Origin of the sequence: Ihubacter sp. rT4E-8, from assembly GCF_049852125.1 — a bacterium.
Lineage (GTDB): Bacteria > Bacillota > Clostridia > Peptostreptococcales > Anaerovoracaceae > Senimuribacter.
Genome location: NZ_CP187532.1, coordinates 307,414 through 325,611, shown reverse-complemented (window position 1 = coordinate 325,611; position 18,198 = coordinate 307,414). Strand labels below are relative to the sequence as shown.

At 44.0% G+C, this 18,198-nt stretch carries 16 protein-coding genes; 2 read left to right on the top strand and 14 right to left on the bottom strand.

Annotation, left to right across the window (positions count from 1 at the left end; genetic code table 11):
* Positions 1 to 32 precede the first annotated feature (32 nt).
* Together ACPW7J_RS01505 and ACPW7J_RS01500 are read right to left on the bottom strand one after the other, a co-directional pair.
* Positions 33 to 785: an exodeoxyribonuclease III gene (locus ACPW7J_RS01505; RefSeq protein WP_161874387.1), complete on the bottom strand. Its 753-nt coding sequence runs from the start codon at positions 783 to 785 to the stop codon at positions 33 to 35.
* A 3-nt stretch (positions 786 to 788) separates the two neighbouring features.
* Positions 789 to 2,027: an aminotransferase class I/II-fold pyridoxal phosphate-dependent enzyme gene (locus tag ACPW7J_RS01500; protein WP_161874388.1), complete on the bottom strand. Its 1,239-nt coding sequence runs from the start codon at positions 2,025 to 2,027 to the stop codon at positions 789 to 791.
* A 128-nt stretch (positions 2,028 to 2,155) separates the two neighbouring features.
* On the opposite strand from ACPW7J_RS01500, the gene ACPW7J_RS01495 reads away from it, so the two are divergent.
* Positions 2,156 to 2,842, top strand: a complete 687-nt coding sequence (locus ACPW7J_RS01495; protein ID WP_161874389.1) for a M23 family metallopeptidase — start codon at positions 2,156 to 2,158, stop codon at positions 2,840 to 2,842.
* Between the two features lie 29 nt (positions 2,843 to 2,871).
* On the opposite strand, the gene trmB is transcribed toward ACPW7J_RS01495, so the two are convergent.
* The 7 genes from trmB to ACPW7J_RS01460 form a co-directional block, all read right to left on the bottom strand.
* Positions 2,872 to 3,516, bottom strand: coding sequence for a tRNA (guanosine(46)-N7)-methyltransferase TrmB (trmB, locus tag ACPW7J_RS01490; RefSeq protein WP_161874390.1), 645 nt, complete (start codon positions 3,514 to 3,516; stop codon positions 2,872 to 2,874).
* Positions 3,513 to 4,313: an energy-coupling factor transporter transmembrane component T family protein gene (locus ACPW7J_RS01485; protein ID WP_425756068.1), complete on the bottom strand. Its 801-nt coding sequence runs from the start codon at positions 4,311 to 4,313 to the stop codon at positions 3,513 to 3,515. The genes trmB and ACPW7J_RS01485 overlap by 4 nt, the downstream gene beginning before the upstream one ends.
* A complete protein-coding gene (locus ACPW7J_RS01480) occupies positions 4,310 to 5,167 on the bottom strand; it encodes an energy-coupling factor transporter ATPase (RefSeq protein WP_425756066.1) in 858 nt (285 codons plus the stop codon). The genes ACPW7J_RS01485 and ACPW7J_RS01480 overlap by 4 nt, the downstream gene beginning before the upstream one ends.
* Complete coding sequence (locus ACPW7J_RS01475) at positions 5,152 to 5,991, bottom strand: energy-coupling factor transporter ATPase (protein ID WP_161874393.1); 840 nt, start codon at positions 5,989 to 5,991, stop codon at positions 5,152 to 5,154. The genes ACPW7J_RS01480 and ACPW7J_RS01475 overlap by 16 nt, the downstream gene beginning before the upstream one ends.
* A gap of 522 nt (positions 5,992 to 6,513) precedes the next feature.
* The gene (locus ACPW7J_RS01470) at positions 6,514 to 6,951 is read right to left on the bottom strand and encodes a hypothetical protein (RefSeq protein WP_425756064.1); all 438 of its coding nucleotides are present in this window, start codon (positions 6,949 to 6,951) and stop codon (positions 6,514 to 6,516) included.
* 419 nt (positions 6,952 to 7,370) lie between these two features.
* On the bottom strand, positions 7,371 to 7,790 hold the full coding sequence (locus ACPW7J_RS01465) for a hypothetical protein (protein WP_424960226.1): 420 nt from the start codon (positions 7,788 to 7,790) through the stop codon (positions 7,371 to 7,373).
* A complete protein-coding gene (locus ACPW7J_RS01460) occupies positions 7,769 to 9,007 on the bottom strand; it encodes a hypothetical protein (RefSeq protein WP_425756063.1) in 1,239 nt (412 codons plus the stop codon). Before ACPW7J_RS01460 ends, ACPW7J_RS01465 begins: the two co-directional genes overlap by 22 nt.
* Before the next feature lie 308 nt (positions 9,008 to 9,315).
* Between ACPW7J_RS01460 and ACPW7J_RS01455 the strand changes: the two genes are divergently transcribed.
* Positions 9,316 to 9,438: a hypothetical protein gene (locus ACPW7J_RS01455; RefSeq protein WP_424960515.1), complete on the top strand. Its 123-nt coding sequence runs from the start codon at positions 9,316 to 9,318 to the stop codon at positions 9,436 to 9,438.
* Between the two features lie 97 nt (positions 9,439 to 9,535).
* Here the strand turns inward: ACPW7J_RS01455 and tuf are convergent, their stop codons facing one another.
* The 5 genes from tuf to rpoC form a co-directional block, all read right to left on the bottom strand.
* A complete protein-coding gene (tuf, locus tag ACPW7J_RS01450; protein ID WP_161875521.1) occupies positions 9,536 to 10,729 on the bottom strand; it encodes an elongation factor Tu in 1,194 nt (397 codons plus the stop codon).
* A 79-nt stretch (positions 10,730 to 10,808) separates the two neighbouring features.
* On the bottom strand, positions 10,809 to 12,878 hold the full coding sequence (gene fusA / locus ACPW7J_RS01445; RefSeq protein WP_161875472.1) for an elongation factor G: 2,070 nt from the start codon (positions 12,876 to 12,878) through the stop codon (positions 10,809 to 10,811).
* A gap of 45 nt (positions 12,879 to 12,923) precedes the next feature.
* The gene (gene rpsG, locus ACPW7J_RS01440) at positions 12,924 to 13,394 is read right to left on the bottom strand and encodes a 30S ribosomal protein S7 (protein WP_161875473.1); all 471 of its coding nucleotides are present in this window, start codon (positions 13,392 to 13,394) and stop codon (positions 12,924 to 12,926) included.
* Between the two features lie 418 nt (positions 13,395 to 13,812).
* Complete coding sequence (gene rpsL, locus ACPW7J_RS01435) at positions 13,813 to 14,229, bottom strand: 30S ribosomal protein S12 (protein ID WP_161875474.1); 417 nt, start codon at positions 14,227 to 14,229, stop codon at positions 13,813 to 13,815.
* Positions 14,230 to 14,363: 134 nt separating this feature from the next.
* Complete coding sequence (gene rpoC, locus ACPW7J_RS01430; RefSeq protein ID WP_161875475.1) at positions 14,364 to 18,191, bottom strand: DNA-directed RNA polymerase subunit beta'; 3,828 nt, start codon at positions 18,189 to 18,191, stop codon at positions 14,364 to 14,366.
* Between the last annotated feature and the right edge of the window lie 7 nt (positions 18,192 to 18,198).

Below are 18,198 nucleotides of genomic sequence, written 5' to 3'. Positions count from 1 at the left end.
TTGTCCGGATCTTTCTTACTATTCGAGTTTATTTATATCTCGATATCTAATTCTACGGGACAGTGATCGCTTCCAAAGATATCCACGTGAATCTTTGCATCTTTAATCTGATTCTTCAGCCGTTCACTGACCAGAAAATAGTCGATTCTCCATCCCGCATTATTCTTTCGAGCATTAAATCTATATGACCACCAGCTGTAAACGCCGGTTGTCTCAGGATACAGGTATCTGAACGAATCTGTAAATCCCGCGGCTTGCAGCTGCCTCATCTTCTCCCTTTCCTGATCGGAGAATCCAGCGTTTCCCCGATTGGATTTCGGATTTTTCAAATCTATTTCTTCCTTTGCCACATTCATATCGCCGCAAATAATCACAGGCTTCTTTTGATCCAGAGACAAAACAAACTCCCTGAAATCATCTTCCCATTCCATTCGATAACCGATACGCTTCAGTTGATCCTGCGCATTAGGCACATATACATTGACCAAATAGAATTTCTCATATTCCAGTATGACTGCTCTGCCTTCATCCGTATGACGGCCAAAATTAATCTGCACGCTGATGGGTTCTTCCTTAGCAAAGACAGCTGTTCCTGAGTAACCCTTTTTTTCAGCGCTGCTAAAGTATTCATAGGAATACCCCGGCAGTTCAACCTGTGCCTGACCCTCCTGCATCTTTGTTTCCTGTATGCAAATAAAATCCGGATCTAAGTCAAGCATGGATTCGCGGAAGCCTTTTCCCAGACAGGCGCGAAGACCGTTTACATTCCATGAGATAAGCTTCATTATTTACACCTCTTTCATAGCCTCAGCGATTCTCGCCGGGAGCAATCGACATTTTTCTTCAGACACAGACGCTACCGATACACGCAGACCCTTTGCCAAAGGTACTAAGAAAATACCCTCCTTTTCCAGCCGTGCGCTGATGCTGTCCGGATCATCACAAGGGATGGAGACAAAGAAGCCCGCGTCAAAAGGCACTGTCACCAACCCCACTTTCTTAGCTTCTTCCTCAAATGCCTTCCCTCTCGCCAAGAGCATATCCCGTATTTCTGCTCTCTCCTCTGTAACCTTAGACAATAGCGCTTCATCGTCAAAAATATTAGCAATGATACTCTGCGCTGCTTTGGCACAATTGGACCAGCTTCCTCTGGAAGAAAACTCGCAAACCCTGCGAAATTCGTCGGCAATCTCTCTGGTAGGCGCCAGACAAATTGCTGCGCCGCAACGCATACCGTATATCGTATACGTTTTGGACGCGCTATATGCCATTACCGGCAGCACGTGCTCCGGAAGTCCCTCTAAGAACGGCAGAAACGCGCGCTGTTCTTCTTCATCACCGGCAAAATCAATATACGCGGCGTCAATCAGCAACGTCACACGTTTCTCTGGAGAAACTCCATTGAGAACAGCTACCACCTGCTGCCAGTCCTCTCCTGTCAACGCGTATCCTGTCGGATTATGAGCCGGGGTGTTAATGATGATCACCAGATGATCCTGCGAACAAAGTATCTCTGCTATTTTCTGAGCCAGAGCCTCTGCATTGTACTTTCTATCTTCAGTAAACATGGTATAGGTGTCGATGCTGCGCCCGATCTCCGCTGCAATCGTTCCGTACGGCGACCAATGCCAATCGCTGGTCAGAACTTTATCCCCAGGACAGGAATAATTGGCAATAATATTACGAAGCGCACCAGTGCCTCCAGGCGAAGCTACTGCTTCCACAAAAGCTTTCGGCTGACGTTTGCCAAAGGCTGCTTTGATTACGGCTTTCCGAAAAGCAGGCGTTCCGCCTATGGGCGCGTAGCTAGCATATTCCTCTGGTTTGAGACTTGCAAAGGTATCGTCTACAGAAGATAACACCATCAATTCCCCATCATCATTAAGAAGCGCTCCGATCGTTGCGTTGATCACCGCATCCGCTCCCTGCTTTTCCTTCATTTCATTGGCTCTGCGACTAATGCCGAATATTTTGTCTTCTGTGGGAATATTCCTTCCGTTCTGTACCGCCATAATAAATTCAGCCATATTGACACCTCCTGTAAAATAGTTTCTTCATACTTTGTTTATTATACAGTGAAGTTATTTTTTTTACAAGTTCTTCTTCGTATGAGATTGGCAGCAGTTGGTGATAATAGTGGCAGGAGGTGAAGAATATGCGACAGGTTGAAAAGAAAAAAGGAAAGGATAAAGTCGCGGCTGCACTGATGCTCTGTTTCTGCCTCATTGCTCTGACTTCAATTTTTACGATTAAGGCCAGTATCGATAAAATTTCTCAAAGCGCGGGGGATGTACCAGTCACAAAGAAGACCGCTGCCGATGAAAACAAGAATAAGGCCAAGCCTGCAGAGAAAAGCGAAGACGACTCTGAACAGGCGTCTGCAAAAATTCCGACAGTAGATAGTCGTAATGAAGCGCCGAAGACAAATACGTTCATCAGTCCCATGGACATGGCCGCCGCTAAAATTTCCAAAGAATATTCCATGGACATGGTCATCTATAATCTGACACTGGACCAGTACATGACCCACCCGGGAATAGATTTCCAAGCGCCGTCAGGCAGTGGCGTCAAGGCGATAGCCGACGGCACGATTACTGACGTCTACGAAGACGATGCCTACGGTACGACAATCGAAATCACACACAAGGGAGGTTTAATCTCACGATACAGTAACCTTTCCACCGGAAAGCTAGCCGAAAAGGGCGATACGGTAAAGAAAGGACAGGTCATCAGCAACGTGGGTAAAACCGCTCTCTATGAATCTATGGAAAAGCCTCATCTGCACTTCGAGATATTAAAAAATGGAAAAAATGTAGATCCCGCCAAGTACCTTTCCTTTTAACGTTTTTAAACGCATAACAGAGCCTGAAATCAGGCTCTGAACTTTACATAATTGATATTCTTCCCTACGGCAGCAAATTTATCTTCATACTCCGTAGTAATATTTTCTTGATTATATGACGACCGGTGCAAGTCCCTGCTTAATTCTATGACATTCATATCCTCCTGCCGAATCTGCTCCATGGTAAATTCAAACAGGTCGTCATTGTCAGTTTTAAAAGCTATCGCTCCATCCTCCTGCAAAATCTGCACATATTGACGCAGCCGCTTCCCATAAGTCAACCGTCTTTTCGCATGGCGGTCCTTCGGCCACGGATCGCTGAAATTCAAATAAATTCCAGCCAATTCTCCATCGCCAAACAGTTCTCTGATATCCTTGACATATTCCAGAATAAAGCACAGATTGCGCATATCTTCGGAAAATTCTCCAGCCTTTTCCAGCGCTCTCAGCACTACACTTTCGTGGCCCTCTATAGCGATATAATTTCTCTCAGGATGTCTTGCCGCGTGAGCAGTAATAAACTTTCCTTTACCACAGCCTATTTCCAACCAAATAGGTCTATCGTTGCCAAAAAACTCTCTCCACCGTCCCCGGTATTTTTCAGGTTCTTCTACAATAAACTGGCTAAATTCGGCCAGCCTTTCATCCAAATTTTTTATTTTTCTCTGCCTCATAGCAATATCCTCTCTGCAATTACCACCCCAAGGAGCAAAAACATAACAGATGCCGCAGCCATATCAGCTCTGGTAAAGCGCATCTGATGCATACGCGTTCTACCCTTTCCACCACGATAACATCTGGCCTCCATCGCCATGGCCAAATCAGAAGCGATACGAAACGCACTGACAAACAACGGCACCAAAATAGGCACCAGGGATTTGGCTCTGGCAAGCAAATTTCCGCTTTCAAAATCCGCTCCTCTTGCCTGCTGCGCCTTCATAATCTTATCCGTCTCCTCCAACAGAGTTGGAATAAAACGTAAAGCAATAGACATCATCATAGCGATCTCGTGCGCGGGCACGCCAATTGCCGTCAACGGACGTAGCAGTCTCTCAATACCATCAGTTAAGCTGATGGGCTTTGTAGTAAGCGTCAGAAGAGACGAGCCGATAATCAGCAGAATTAACCGTATCGCCATAAATATAGCCTGGTACAAGCCCTCCGCTGTCACTTTTAAAAATCCCCACTGCCACAATATATGTCCATCCATCATGAAGATGTTCAAACAGAAAGTGAATATTACCAAAATCAGGATCGGCTTCAGCCCCCGCAGAATAAATGTCAGCGGTACCTTTGACAGCTTAACTGCCAGCGCTAATACAGACGCGCAAATTGCCATGCCGATAAAGTCGTTTGCTACAAAAAGCGCCGCAATAAACACCAGCGTCCCTATAATTTTTAATCTCGGATCCAGTCTGTGAATAAGGGACGTGCTCCCATAATACTGACCCAACGTAATATCTCTTATCATTTCTTCCTCTGCAAATAATTATAAATTTCCGTCTCAGCTTCTTTTAGAGATAGAATATGTTCAGACACATCCGCGCCTCGCGCCCTCAGGCTGTGCATCAGTTGGGTGACCGGTGGAACGCCTAATCCCAAATCTGCCAGACGATGTCCCTGAGAAAAAATTTCTTCCGGTGTGCCCATCATGACCATTTTACCCTGGCTCATAACCATAACCTTATGGGAAAGCTCCGCTACATCAGCCATATTATGGCTAACAAAGATGATGATGCCTCCCTGACTTTGATGCACCTGCCGAATCATTGTCAAAATATCCTGATGCGCGCCGGGATCAAGACCCGCAGTAGGCTCATCCAAAATCAACACCTGCGGTTTCATTGCGATAACTCCCGCAATAGCCACCCGTCTCTTCTGCCCTCCAGACAGTTCAAAGGGTGATCGGTCCTTAATCATGTTATAATCCAACCCTACCAGCTGAATTGCTTCCTCTACTCGTTCTTCCACTTCTGCTGCCGACAACCCCAGATTTTTCGGCCCAAACGCTACATCCTTTGCCACTGTTTCCTCAAAAAGCTGGTACTCAGGATATTGAAAGACCAAGCCAGCCCGTCTGCGAATATCGCGCATGCTGACGCCGGGCTTTGTTATGTCCACATCACCGATAACAATACTTCCATCAGTCGCCTTCAGTAAACCATTAAGATGCTGCAATAGAGTAGACTTTCCTGATCCAGTATGGCCGATAATACCGACGATCTCCTCGTCATAGATGTCAAAGTTGATATTGTCCAATGCCTGATGTTCTTCCGGCATACCCGGCGAATAGATATGTGATAAATTTCTTACTTGTATTGACATATAAATTCTACCAATCCTTCGCTTGTAATAATATCTTCGGGAATCTTAATCCCTCTTTTTCGTAGTCTTTCTGCTAGCGCTACGGCCATTGGCACTTCTAGATTGACCTCTCGCAAAGTCTCCTCCTGGGCAAAAATCTCAGCCGGAGTTCCGTCCAAAAGCACCTGGCTGTTATCCATAATCACAATTCGATCAGCTTGAACTGCTTCATCCATAAAATGGGTAATCAGAATTACAGTTATTCCATCCTCATGGAGTTCCTTTATGATTTCCATAATCTCACTTCTCCCCTTAGGATCCAACATCGCCGTCGGCTCGTCAAAGATGATGCATTCCGGCTTCATGGCAACAACGCCGGCAATGGCGATACGCTGCTTCTGACCCCCTGACAGATTGTGAGGCGCTTTCTTTTTGTACCTGCCCATATTGACGGATGCCAGAGCTTTGTCCACCCGTCTTCTGATTTCATCAGGCTCTATTCCCAGATTTTCAGGACCAAAGGCGACATCATCCTCTACAATTGAAGATACCAGCTGATTATCAGGATTCTGAAACACCATCCCCGCGCTTTGACGAATATCCCAGATATGATCCTCATCCTTTGTATCCCAGCCTTTCACGTAGATTGCGCCGCTGCTGGGCAACAGTAATCCGTTCAGATTCTTTGCCAACGTAGACTTCCCCGATCCGTTACGTCCGATAATCGCCGTGAAGCTTCCCTTTTCAAAACGCAGCGAAACATCATCGATAGCTCGTACAGGAGATTCATCCTCACCCGACATATATTCAAAAACCAAATTCTCAATACGAATGATACTTTCCATATTTACCTCTTTTTTTCAATCATCAGCGTTCATTATACCATAAGCGCTAACCTCTGTCTTCGCCTCCCGGCTCGCCACTCGCTAAGCGCTCTGGGTATCTGTTACACATCGGCTCTGTCTTCGCTTTCAGCTCGTCAGTCGCCGTGTGTAGACATTATACCATAAGCACTAACCTCTGTCTTCACCTCTCGACTCGCCAATCGCTAAGTGCTCTGGGCATCTGTTACACATCGGTTCTGTCCTCGCTTTCAGCTCGCCAGTCACCGTGTGTAGACATTATACCATGACGATTCCTCTGAATATAGAATGGCAAGTCATGATTCAATGAACGCCTCCTTACAGCAACGCTGTTTCAATCATCAGCGTTCATTATACCACATTCCATGCCGAATCAGACATATTTTTTAAAAAAATCTCCTCTATAGCCGTAAAATTCCGCTCTCACAACTAAAATAACGAAGGGCCTTTTACCCTTCGTTTCAAGATACTTTATCATATGAAAGCTATCTGATGCCTCTCAAACTACACTGTAATTTCATCAAACAATATCTCTATTTGTCTGACCTCTTTCCGAGATAACATATACGCTTGATCCCCATCGATTGTCAGAGTCTGTCCAACCAGCACCATCCGGTTTCGTCCGCCATCTGCTCTTTCTATACAAAATACCATCCTTTTACCGGAATATCTCTCTGCTGGAAAATCTCCAGTTGGTTTCATTTTCATACAGTTCATCAAACGAACTAGCCGCGCCATCTTACTGCGATCCAAATCCATATGCATCCAGCCCCGCGGAGATATGTAACCTGCCTCTACTTCCGCAATTTCTACATCGCCCAATACCTCGATGTACATCGGCTTTTGATACATCAGAAAATGGCTTTGACAAAAAAATATAGTTCCCAGAAATACTACGATAATAATTATTGTAATGATCCACTTTCTCTTATTTACTCTCATCCCTTGTCCCCTATTCGTGCCGATAAATATCTCTGTCAATAATAAAACCACAGAATGGTCAAATTTAAGTCAAAAACCGAATAAAAAGCTCTCTATAATAAAAGACGACAAAAATCATCAAATATTTCAGGATGTTTTAAAAAAAATTAAATTTCATCTCCACAATAAGGTTGCTACGTGAGCAGGCCTCTGAAAAAGCTTTGCAGCCTGCTCACATGCAATATGACATTTTCAACATAGCATATCTTTTGCGTAAAAACAAGAACTTTGCGAAAAACGGGCGGTATTTGCGATAATCGGTCATATCATAAACTACGTCTATCTCATTTTCCCTGATTTACCGCTATAGTATAACTACAATGAATTATTAGAGCTACAACTAAACGCGGTTTTAGTCCCCATATTTCCTCGTTAAACATTTATACGTCCTCAAAAAAATATTGAAACTTATCACAAATATCCTGTGAAGACTTATGTGTTATCCCATCAATAGCCAGTCTTGTCGCATTTACTGCAACAAACTTTTTCTTCCCATCCTTATACTGTATCTCATAGATATAATATCCGCATAGTGTCCGGTCAAACTCTTTTTCCTCGATCACAGGGCTAGATTCCAGTTCTTCAACAAATTTACAAAAGGAGGGAACCCTGGCTTTTTCTAAATATACTTGGCTCGTCCCTGTATTGTAGACAACCCGATCAACATCAGAACTACTCGACATAAAACAACTTAATGCTCCTGCTATACCAATGATCAAAATGCATATTCCAAACAAACCAATTGGCAGCAGGTTCTTTTTCTTTTTTCCCATCTCGTCTAGTAGGTTGTGGATATCCATTTATAAACAACTCCTCCTGATGAAAACGTGAATGCTGGCAAATGGTAATCAAAGTTTTTAATTGATCTAGTAGCCGAATCCCAAACAGTTACATAATTACTTACACCTGTAGAGCACCCAATTATCGTTACCGCATGTGCTATACCTTTAGAAGTATTTGATCCAATTATTATTACAGGCTTTTTACTTGTAATCTTGCTGAATACAGTCGAGATCGAAATGGTGTCTCCTTTGGCTGTATATGATATATTATACTTAGCTAATCCATTCTTAATATCAATTGCCGATCCTCCCTCATCGTAGCCAATTCCCAGTTTATCTGCAACAGTATAGGCATATACATTTGTTACCCCATTATAGTATCTTATTGTTGATGCCCCAGCTGCAGCCCAACATAATCCCCTTTCTTTTCCATTTTTATCTGTCTGATTCACTTTACAGCTGTTCATATTCAATTGTTTATGTGTATTAGTGCTAATAGAACAGGGATTTGTTGCATATCTACCTACTCCACTTGTGCTAGCTAAAATACTGATTTCTTCATCCTCCAGCATCTCTGCTGAATAAAAGGTTTTTAAGGCCTTATCAGTAATTTTAACTACTTTCGTGTTATTATTCACAAACTTATTTAGCTTTTCTTCATAAGATAAATCTTTGAAGCATCTTCCTTTTGCAGTACTGTCATTACATAAAGTAGCAATCACAATTTTTTCGATCGCATTTTCAGCAAATACCTGACCATCAACTTCATATAAAATGTATGGCGTCGCACTTATTTTACAATTTAACTGATTTAACTCTTTGACAAATTCATTTCCAATACTTATTGATAGGTCTTCACCTTCAAGTACAGACACTGTAAGAATAATTTCTCCATCTTTAATTATAGGAAAATTATAGAGAAGTATATTATCTTGTGTCTCCATATAAATTCTATACGGATGCCCCAACTCAACATTCTCTAATGCATCTTCTTCAATACTGTACAACTCTTTACACTCTACAACGGAATTCAACATTCTCTGAAGATTAGTTTTTACATACCGCATAACATCACTCGGTGCTTCCTCTCCAACAATTAAACAGCCTGGTTCTGCCTGAACCGCTCTATTATAACCAGTATTGCTTTGTCCAAAAGATGATACTGATGTAACTATAATCAGAAATACCATCATCCCCATAAGTATACCTAAATGTTTCAATCTCTTATGTTTCATATTATGCTCCTTTCTTTATATCATATTTTTCATAAAATATTATAATTCTAACAACTTTATATTTTTCTTTCTTTAAATTAAGTATATCATTTGCGTAATAGCAAAACAAGAACTTTGCGAAAAACGGGCGATATTTGCGATAATCGGTCATATTTTAGATATACTTGGACCATTATTCGATTTTCTTTTAGCTTTACGTTAACAATCCCCCTTATGATTTCATCTGCTTTTCAACAAGCACACCACGAATATTCTTCGTCCTCTTTCAAATACTAAATCTTAATGTTTCTATGAAAGGAGGATATTCTATGGAAAAGGATAAACTTGCCCAACTTGCGCCTGACGATGTAAAGGTGCTCAGCGATGCTGAAGCAAAGCTGTCTGCAAGCTGCGGAAAAGATATTGCTCTCGTTGCCTATCATGCCAAGTAGCGAGCGGCTATACCATCCCAATTAAAAAGCGAGAACATTTCTGTCCTCGCTTTTTCTCTTTATTATACAGCTCTGCCTTCTGCTTACTTCACAGACATTATTCAATAATCTCTGTTACTACGCCGGATCCTACTGTTCTTCCGCCTTCTCTGATCGCGAATCTCAGTCCTTCTTCAATTGCGATCGGTGTGATCAGGCTGATCTCCATTACTACGTTGTCCCCTGGCATGCACATCTCTGTTCCTGCCGGTAACTGCAGATCTCCTGTTACGTCTGTTGTTCTGAAGTAGAACTGCGGTCTGTATCCGTTAAAGAACGGTGTATGTCTTCCGCCTTCTTCCTTCTTCAGTACGTATACCTGTCCCTTGAACTTTGTATGCGGATGGATTGTTCCCGGCTTTGCCAGTACCTGTCCTCTTTCGATCTCTGTTCTCTGTACGCCTCTCAGCAGCGCTCCGATGTTGTCTCCTGTCTCTGCCTGGTCTAACAGCTTTCTGAACATTTCCAGTCCTGTTACGACTACGCTTCTCTTTTCTTCTGTCAGTCCGATAATTTCTACTTCTTCGCCTACCTTCAGTACGCCTCTCTCTACTCTTCCTGTCGCTACTGTTCCACGACCTGTGATGGAGAATACGTCCTCTACTGGCATCAGGAACGGCTTATCGTTGTCTCTGTCTGGTTCTGGAATGTAGCTGTCTACTGCTTCAAACAGTTCTACAATCTTATCTCCCCATGCGCTTGTTGGGTCTTCCAATGCGCCCAGTGCGGATCCTCTGATAATCGGTGTATCATCTCCTGGGAATTCATACTCATCCAGCAGCTCTCTTACTTCCATTTCTACCAGATCCAGCAGTTCTTCGTCATCTACCATGTCGCACTTGTTCAGGAATACGATGATATATGGTACGCCTACCTGTCTGGACAGCAGGATATGCTCTCTTGTCTGCGGCATCGGTCCGTCTGTTGCTGCTACTACCAGGATAGCTCCATCCATCTGTGCTGCTCCTGTGATCATGTTCTTTACATAGTCAGCGTGGCCCGGGCAGTCTACGTGCGCGTAGTGTCTGTTCGGTGTTTCATACTCTACGTGCGCTGTTGAGATTGTGATTCCTCTTTCTTTTTCTTCCGGCGCTTTGTCGATCTGGTCAAATTCTACCTTCTCGCCTAGTCCGTATCTCTGATACAGCGTTGTTGTGATTGCTGCTGTCAGTGTTGTCTTTCCATGGTCTACGTGCCCGATGGTTCCGATGTTAATATGCGGTTTTGTTCTTTCAAACTTCTGTTTTGCCATTTTTATTTTCCTCCTGTATATAGGGCCGGCACGCAGACTCCGGCATAGAAGTCTGCTGCCGATAAAATGTTCTTTTTAATTATTTATTGCCGATTTTTTCGACTAAACTGTCAGGTAACTTCTCAAAGTGGTCGAACTGCATAACGTATACGCCGCGGCCCTGTGTCTTGGAACGCAGGTCAGTTGCATAACCGAACATCTCTGAAAGAGGAACCATACCCCTTACAGCGACAGCGCCATTGTTCATATCAGAACCTTCGATTCTACCTCTTCTGGAAGAAATATCGCCGATTACATCACCCATATATTCTTCCGGAACAGTTACCTCTACCTTAAAGATTGGTTCAAGCAGAACCGGCTGCGCTTTCTTCGCTGCTTCTCTAAACGCCATAGAAGCAGCAACTTTGAAGGCCATTTCTGACGAGTCGACTTCGTGATAAGAACCATCGTACAACTCTACGCCTACGTCCACAACCTGATATCCTGCCAAAGGACCATTTTCCATAGCCTCTTTGATACCGTCTTCGATCTTAGGAATAAATTCCTTAGGAATTGCACCACCCACGATAGAGTTGACAAATTCGAAACCGGCGCCCGGTTCTCTCGGATATACTTTGATCTTAACGTGACCATACTGTCCGTGACCACCGGACTGCTTAGCGTACTTATGATCCACATCTGCAGTGCCGGAAATAGTCTCTTTATAAGATACCTGAGGCTTACCTACATTGGCTTCAACCTTGAACTCACGAAGCAATCTGTCTACGATAATCTCCAGATGAAGCTCACCCATACCAGCAATGATCGTCTGACCGGTTTCTTCGTTTGTATAAGTCTTAAACGTAGGGTCTTCTTCAGCCAGCTTAGCCAGCGCAATACCCATCTTTTCCTGACCTGCCTTGGTCTTAGGCTCGATTGCGATCTCGATTACAGGATCAGGGAATTCCATGGATTCCAGAATGATCTCATGCTTTTCATCGCAAAGGGTATCTCCTGTAGTAGTATCCTTTAGGCCGACTGCAGCGGCGATATCGCCGGAGTAAACCTTTGTAATTTCTTCTCTCTTGTTAGCATGCATCTGCAGAATTCTGCCGATTCTGCCCTTCTTGCCCTTTGTTGAGTTATAGATATAAGAGCCGGAATCCAATGTACCGGAATATACTCTAAAGAAAGCCAGCTTACCAACAAACGGGTCAGCCATGATCTTAAATGCCAATGCGGAGAATGGCTCCTCATCGGACGCATGTCTGACGTCTTCTTCCCCCGTATCAGGGTTTACACCCTTGATAGGCGGAATATCAACTGGAGACGGCATATAATCGATAACTGCGTCCAGCATCATCTGTACGCCCTTATTTCTATATGCGCTTCCACAAAGCATAGGCACCATCTGGCAAGCAATTGTCTGCTTTCTGATAGTATCCTTGATCTCTTTAACAGTCAGTTCCTCGCCTTCCAGGAATTTCATCATCAGTTCCTCGTCACATTCCGCAACGGATTCAACTAACTTCTCTCTCCATTCTGTTGCAAGGTCCATCATATCTTCAGGAATATCGGTAATATCAAATTCCTTACCGAGCTCGTCCTTATAAATCTCTGCTTTCATTTCTACCAGGTCGATAATTCCTACGAATGTATCTTCCGCACCGATCGGCAGCTGGATAGGAACCGCATTAGCCTTTAACCTATCCTTAACCATATCAACTACCCGGAAATAGTTTGCTCCAAGGATATCCATCTTATTGACGAAAATCATACGTGGAACACCATACTTTTCTGCCTGTCTCCAAACAGTTTCAGACTGCGGTTCAACGCCGCCCTTCGCACAAAGTACAGTTACTGCTCCGTCGAGAACTCTCAGGGAACGTTCTACTTCTACCGTAAAGTCCACGTGTCCCGGAGTATCAATGATATTGATTCTATGGTTCTTCCACTGTGCTGTAGTTGCTGCAGAGGTAATTGTAATACCACGTTCCTGCTCCTGTTCCATCCAGTCCATAGTAGCGGCGCCATCATGTGTTTCACCGATCTTATGGGTTCTTCCGGTATAGAAAAGAATACGTTCAGTGGTAGTGGTCTTTCCGGCGTCGATATGCGCCATAATACCGATATTTCTTGTTTTCTCTAATGAAAACTCTCTACCAGCCATATTACATTTCCTCCAATTATTCTACAAATGTTGAAGAAAAGCCGATTACCATCTGAAGTGTGCAAATGCCTTGTTAGCCTCTGCCATCTTATGAGTATCTTCTTTCTTCTTAACAGACGCGCCTGTGTTATTTGCTGCATCCATCAGTTCTTTTGCCAGTCTTTCAGACATAGTCTTTTCACCTCTGAGTCTGGTGTACTTAGTCAACCATCTCAGACCTAAGGTCTGTCTTCTCTCTGGTCTTACTTCAATTGGAACCTGGTAGTTCGCACCACCAATTCTTCTTGCTTTTACTTCTAAAACAGGCATGATATTGTTCATTGCCTTTTCGAATACTTCCAACGGTTCTTCGCCAGTTTTTTCTTTGATTTCATCAAAAGCGGTGTAAACGATATTCTGCGCTACACCCTTCTTTCCGTCCAGCATGATGCTGTTGATCAGCTTTGCTACAACAACACTGCCGTAAACTGGATCTGGAAGCACTTCACGTTTTGGTGTGTTACCTTTTCTTGGCACTTCTCTTCCCTCCTCGCTTGATAATTTCATGAATTACTGCGTTGAAGTCCTAACCCGATTTCTGAAAGAAATCGTTGGTAGGTCTCATGCGAGAAATTCCCAAATCTCTGATTTGGTGAATTTTACCGCTGCTGCTCATTCGCACGCCTTGCAATTCTCAAAATTACCTGCACAATTGCTTCAACTAATTTTTGTAATTGCACATCTGTCTTCACCCCGCATTCGGCATGCGGAATTACTCTGGATCATCCGGCAATCAAATAGACGTCCAGTCTTCCGGGGGTACTCGACATCCTCTATAGATGCCGCGAGCGCTCTCAATACAATCTTCCGAGGCCGTGATCAAAAAGACAACAGCCTTAGTATATATATCAAGGGCTCTTTTCATTCCCGAATATTTCTAGTCAAGTAAGAAAAACTATTTTTTCTTAGGTCTCTTAGCACCGTACTTAGAACGTGCCTGGCCTCTGTTGTTAACACCGGCAGTATCCAGGGTTCCTCTGATGATATGATATCTTACGCCTGGCAGATCCTTAACTCTTCCGCCTCTGATGAGTACAACGCTGTGTTCCTGCAGATTGTGTCCGATACCAGGAATATATGCTGTAACTTCGATACCATTTGTCAGACGTACTCTGGCAACCTTTCTAAGAGCGGAGTTCGGCTTCTTAGGTGTTACTGTCTTAACTGAAGTGCACACGCCTCTTTTCTGCGGTGAGTTTGTGTTAGTTGCGACTCTTCTCAGAGAGTTCATTCCCTTACCGAGAGCAGGAGCTGTAGACTTCTTAACAGAACTGGTTCTGCCCTGACGTACTAATTGATTAATAGTAGGCATTGGTTTCTCCTTTCATTTTAATTTATTCTCACAGTCAAATTGACCCTAAAGTAAATTTAGGGCCAAATTAACTCGAAACTAACGATTAGTTTATCACATTTTATGCCTGAGTGCAAGCTGATTCTACATCAATCTTACTCAAATTCAACAATTTCAGGCATTTCCTCAGCTAAAGTAACGCCTTCAATCTCTCTATCCTCGATATCTTGTGGTTCTGCTTCCATTCCGACTGTATCAGCATCCATATCTTCATCTTCAATCAATACTTCAGCCTCCTCAGCCGCGGCTGCTTCTTCCTGATAACGTTCATACTCTCGCATGAATTCCTCATTGACGCCGTAATCCAGACCGATATTCTTATACCGTTTCATGCCAGTTCCTGCAGGAATCAGCTTACCGATGATAACATTCTCCTTCAGGCCCATCAGCTTATCATTCTTGCCTTTGATCGCAGCATCAGTGAGAACACGTGTAGTTTCCTGGAAAGATGCAGCGGACAGGAATGAGTTGGTTGCCAGGGAAGCCTTTGTAATACCAAGCAGCATCTGCTTCGCCTTCGCCGGTTCTCCCTCGCTGTCTTCAACTGCCGCATTGGCTTCCTGTATCTCAAACTTGCTGTAGAGTCCGCCTGGAAGCAGATCTGTATCGCCGGCATCCTCAATCTTGAACTTAGACAGCATCTGGCTGACGATAACCTCGACATGCTTGTCATTGATATCTACACCCTGATTCTTATATACACGCTGTACTTCCTTCAACAGATACTGATATACACCCTCTACGCCGTTCAACCGCAAAATATCGTGCGGATTCAAAGGACCGCTGGTAATGTTACCGCCTGCCAGAACGTAATCGTCTTTCTTTACAGCCAATCTTGCGCCGTAAGGAACGATATATACCTGATCCTGACCGCTATCGCCTCTAACCGTAACTTCTGTCTTATTATCCGTTCTCGGCTGAATATCGATAACGCGGCCGTTTTCTTCACAAATCTCAGCGAGTCCCTTTGGCTTTCTTGCCTCGAACAATTCCTCAACTCTCGGCAAACCGTGTGTAATATCAGAACCTGCTACACCGCCGGTATGGAATGTTCTCATGGTCAGCTGCGTACCCGGCTCACCAATAGACTGTGCCGCTGTGATACCTACCGCTTCACCAATGTTTACTTCCTCTCCGGTAGCCAGATTTCTTCCGTAACACTTTGCACAGATACCTGTTCTGGAATGGCAAGTCATAACGGAACGGATCGCTACGGATTCAATTCCGCAGTTTACTACGTCCATAGCCTGTTCATCACTGATTTCTTCGCCCTGTTCAACAATGATTTCTCCAGTCTGCGGATTTACAATGTCAAGCAGCGCGGTTCTTCCTGCGATACGCTGATTCAATGGCTCAATAACTTCTTTACCGTCAGTGAAAGCTCTTACTTCCACGCCCTCGTCAGTGCCGCAGTCAAATTCTCTGACGATAACGTTATGGGAAACGTCGACCAAACGTCTGGTCAGGTAGCCGGAGTCTGCTGTACGAAGTGCTGTATCAGCAAGACCTTTACGAGCGCCATTAGACGAAATGAAGTATTCCAAAATGGAAAGTCCCTCACGGAAATTCGCCTTAATTGGAATTTCTACGGTCTTACCGGTTGCATTAGCCATCAGACCACGCATGCCTCCAACCTGTCTGATCTGATTTTTACTGCCTCGAGCGCCGGACGTAGCCATGATGTTCAGATTATTCTGTGGCTCCAGTGAATCCATCAGCGCGTCCGCAACATCATCTGTAGTTTTATTCCAGATCTCGATAACCTTATCATATCTTTCAGAATTGGAGATCAAGCCCATTCTGTACGCTTTTTCATATTTGTCGACTTCCTTCTGGGATTCTGCTACGATATCCCACTTATTATCAGGAATCTTCATATCGTCAATACCGATCGTAATGGCGGCTTTCGTAGAATATTTATAGCCCATATCCTTGATATAATCAAGCATAATAACCGTTCCGGTATTGCCGTGCGCCTTATAGCACTTATCAATGATCGCTCCCAGCTTCTTCTTATCACACAGGAAATCAACTTCCAGGGAATATGGATCTGTATCCCTGTCAACAAATCCCAGATCCTGTGGAATCTGCTGGTTATAAATGAATCTGCCTACAGTGGACTCTACCAGATGTCCTCTGTGATCATTTTCATCCTTGTACATTCTCACTCTAACCTTAGCGTGAATATCAATAATATCATCCTGATACGCCATCAGCATCTCATCCAGATCGGTAAAGACTTTGCCATCGCCTCTTTCAGGCACGCGCTCATAGCCTGCGGCTTTGTGAGCATCCGCAGCTTTTTTGTCATTAAACTCATCTTTATCGTAGGATACCTTCTCTTTACCATTGATAACCTCTACCTTTTTGCAGGTACCAGGGTAAGTCAGATAGTATGCTCCAAGAATCATATCCTGCGTCGGCGTAGTGATCGGCGAACCATCCTTTGGCGCCAAAATATTATTGACAGACAGCATCAGGAATCTTGCTTCCGCCTGAGCCTCTACGGACAACGGCAGATGCACAGCCATTTGGTCGCCGTCAAAGTCAGCGTTAAACGCGGTACATACCAACGGATGCAATTTGATAGCCTTGCCTTCGACCAAAACCGGCTCAAACGCCTGAATACCCAGGCGGTGCAGCGTCGGTGCACGGTTCAGCATAACCGGATGCTCTTTGATGACGTCTTCCAGTACATCCCAGACTTCCGGCCGTACCTTTTCTACCATTCTCTTAGCGTTTTTGATGTTATGAGCATATCCCTGCTCTACCAACTCCTTCATAATGAAAGGCTTGAAAAGCTCCAGCGCCATTTTCTTAGGCAAGCCGCACTGATAGAATTTTAGCTCCGGTCCAACAACGATTACAGAACGTCCCGAGTAATCAACACGCTTACCCAGTAAATTCTGTCTGAATCTTCCCTGTTTACCCTTTAGCATATCGGACAGGGATTTCAGAGGTCTGGAACCAGGACCGGTAACCGGTCTTCCTCTCCTACCGTTGTCAATCAGAGAATCAACTGCTTCCTGCAGCATTCTCTTTTCATTTCTAACGATAATATCAGGCGCGCCGAGCTCCAGCAAACGATTTAATCTGTTATTTCTATTGATAACTCTTCTATACAGATCGTTTAAATCCGATGTTGCAAATCTGCCGCCATCCAGCTGTACCATAGGGCGCAGATCCGGTGGAATTACAGGAATAACCTCCAACACCATCCACTCAGGACGGTTTCCGGAGATTCGCAGCGCTTCTACCACCTCCAGACGTCTGACGATTCTAATCTTCTTCTGTCCGGAAGCGCCTTTCAGCTTCTCACGCAGATCAGCAGACAAAGCGTCCAGATCAATCTGAGACAAAAGCTCTCTGACAGCCTCAGCTCCCATAGCCGCCTTAAAACTGCTTCCATACTTATCCTTAGCTTCTCTGTACTGCATCTCCGTCAGGATTTCTTTGTATCCCAAATCTGTTTCGCCCGGATCTGTAACGATATAGGCTGCAAAATACAGTACCTTTTCCAAATTTCTAGGCGTAATATCCAGAATAAGTCCCATTCTGGATGGAATCCCTTTAAAATACCAAATATGAGAAACCGGCGCCGCAAGCTTAATGTGACCCATTCTCTCACGTCTTACCTTGGCTTTTGTAACCTCTACGCCGCAGCGGTCACAAACAATTCCCTTATATCTGATTCTCTTATATTTTCCGCAATGGCATTCCCAGTCTTTTGTAGGTCCGAAAATCCTCTCACAGTAAAGGCCATCTTTTTCCGGCTTCAGCGTTCTGTAATTGATCGTCTCCGGTTTCGTAACTTCGCCGTGTGACCATTCCAGAATCTTTTCTGTGGAAGCCAGTTTGATCTGTAAAGATTCGAAATTATGCAATTCGAAATTGTTTGTGGTTCTATTTACATTCTCAGTCAAAGATTTT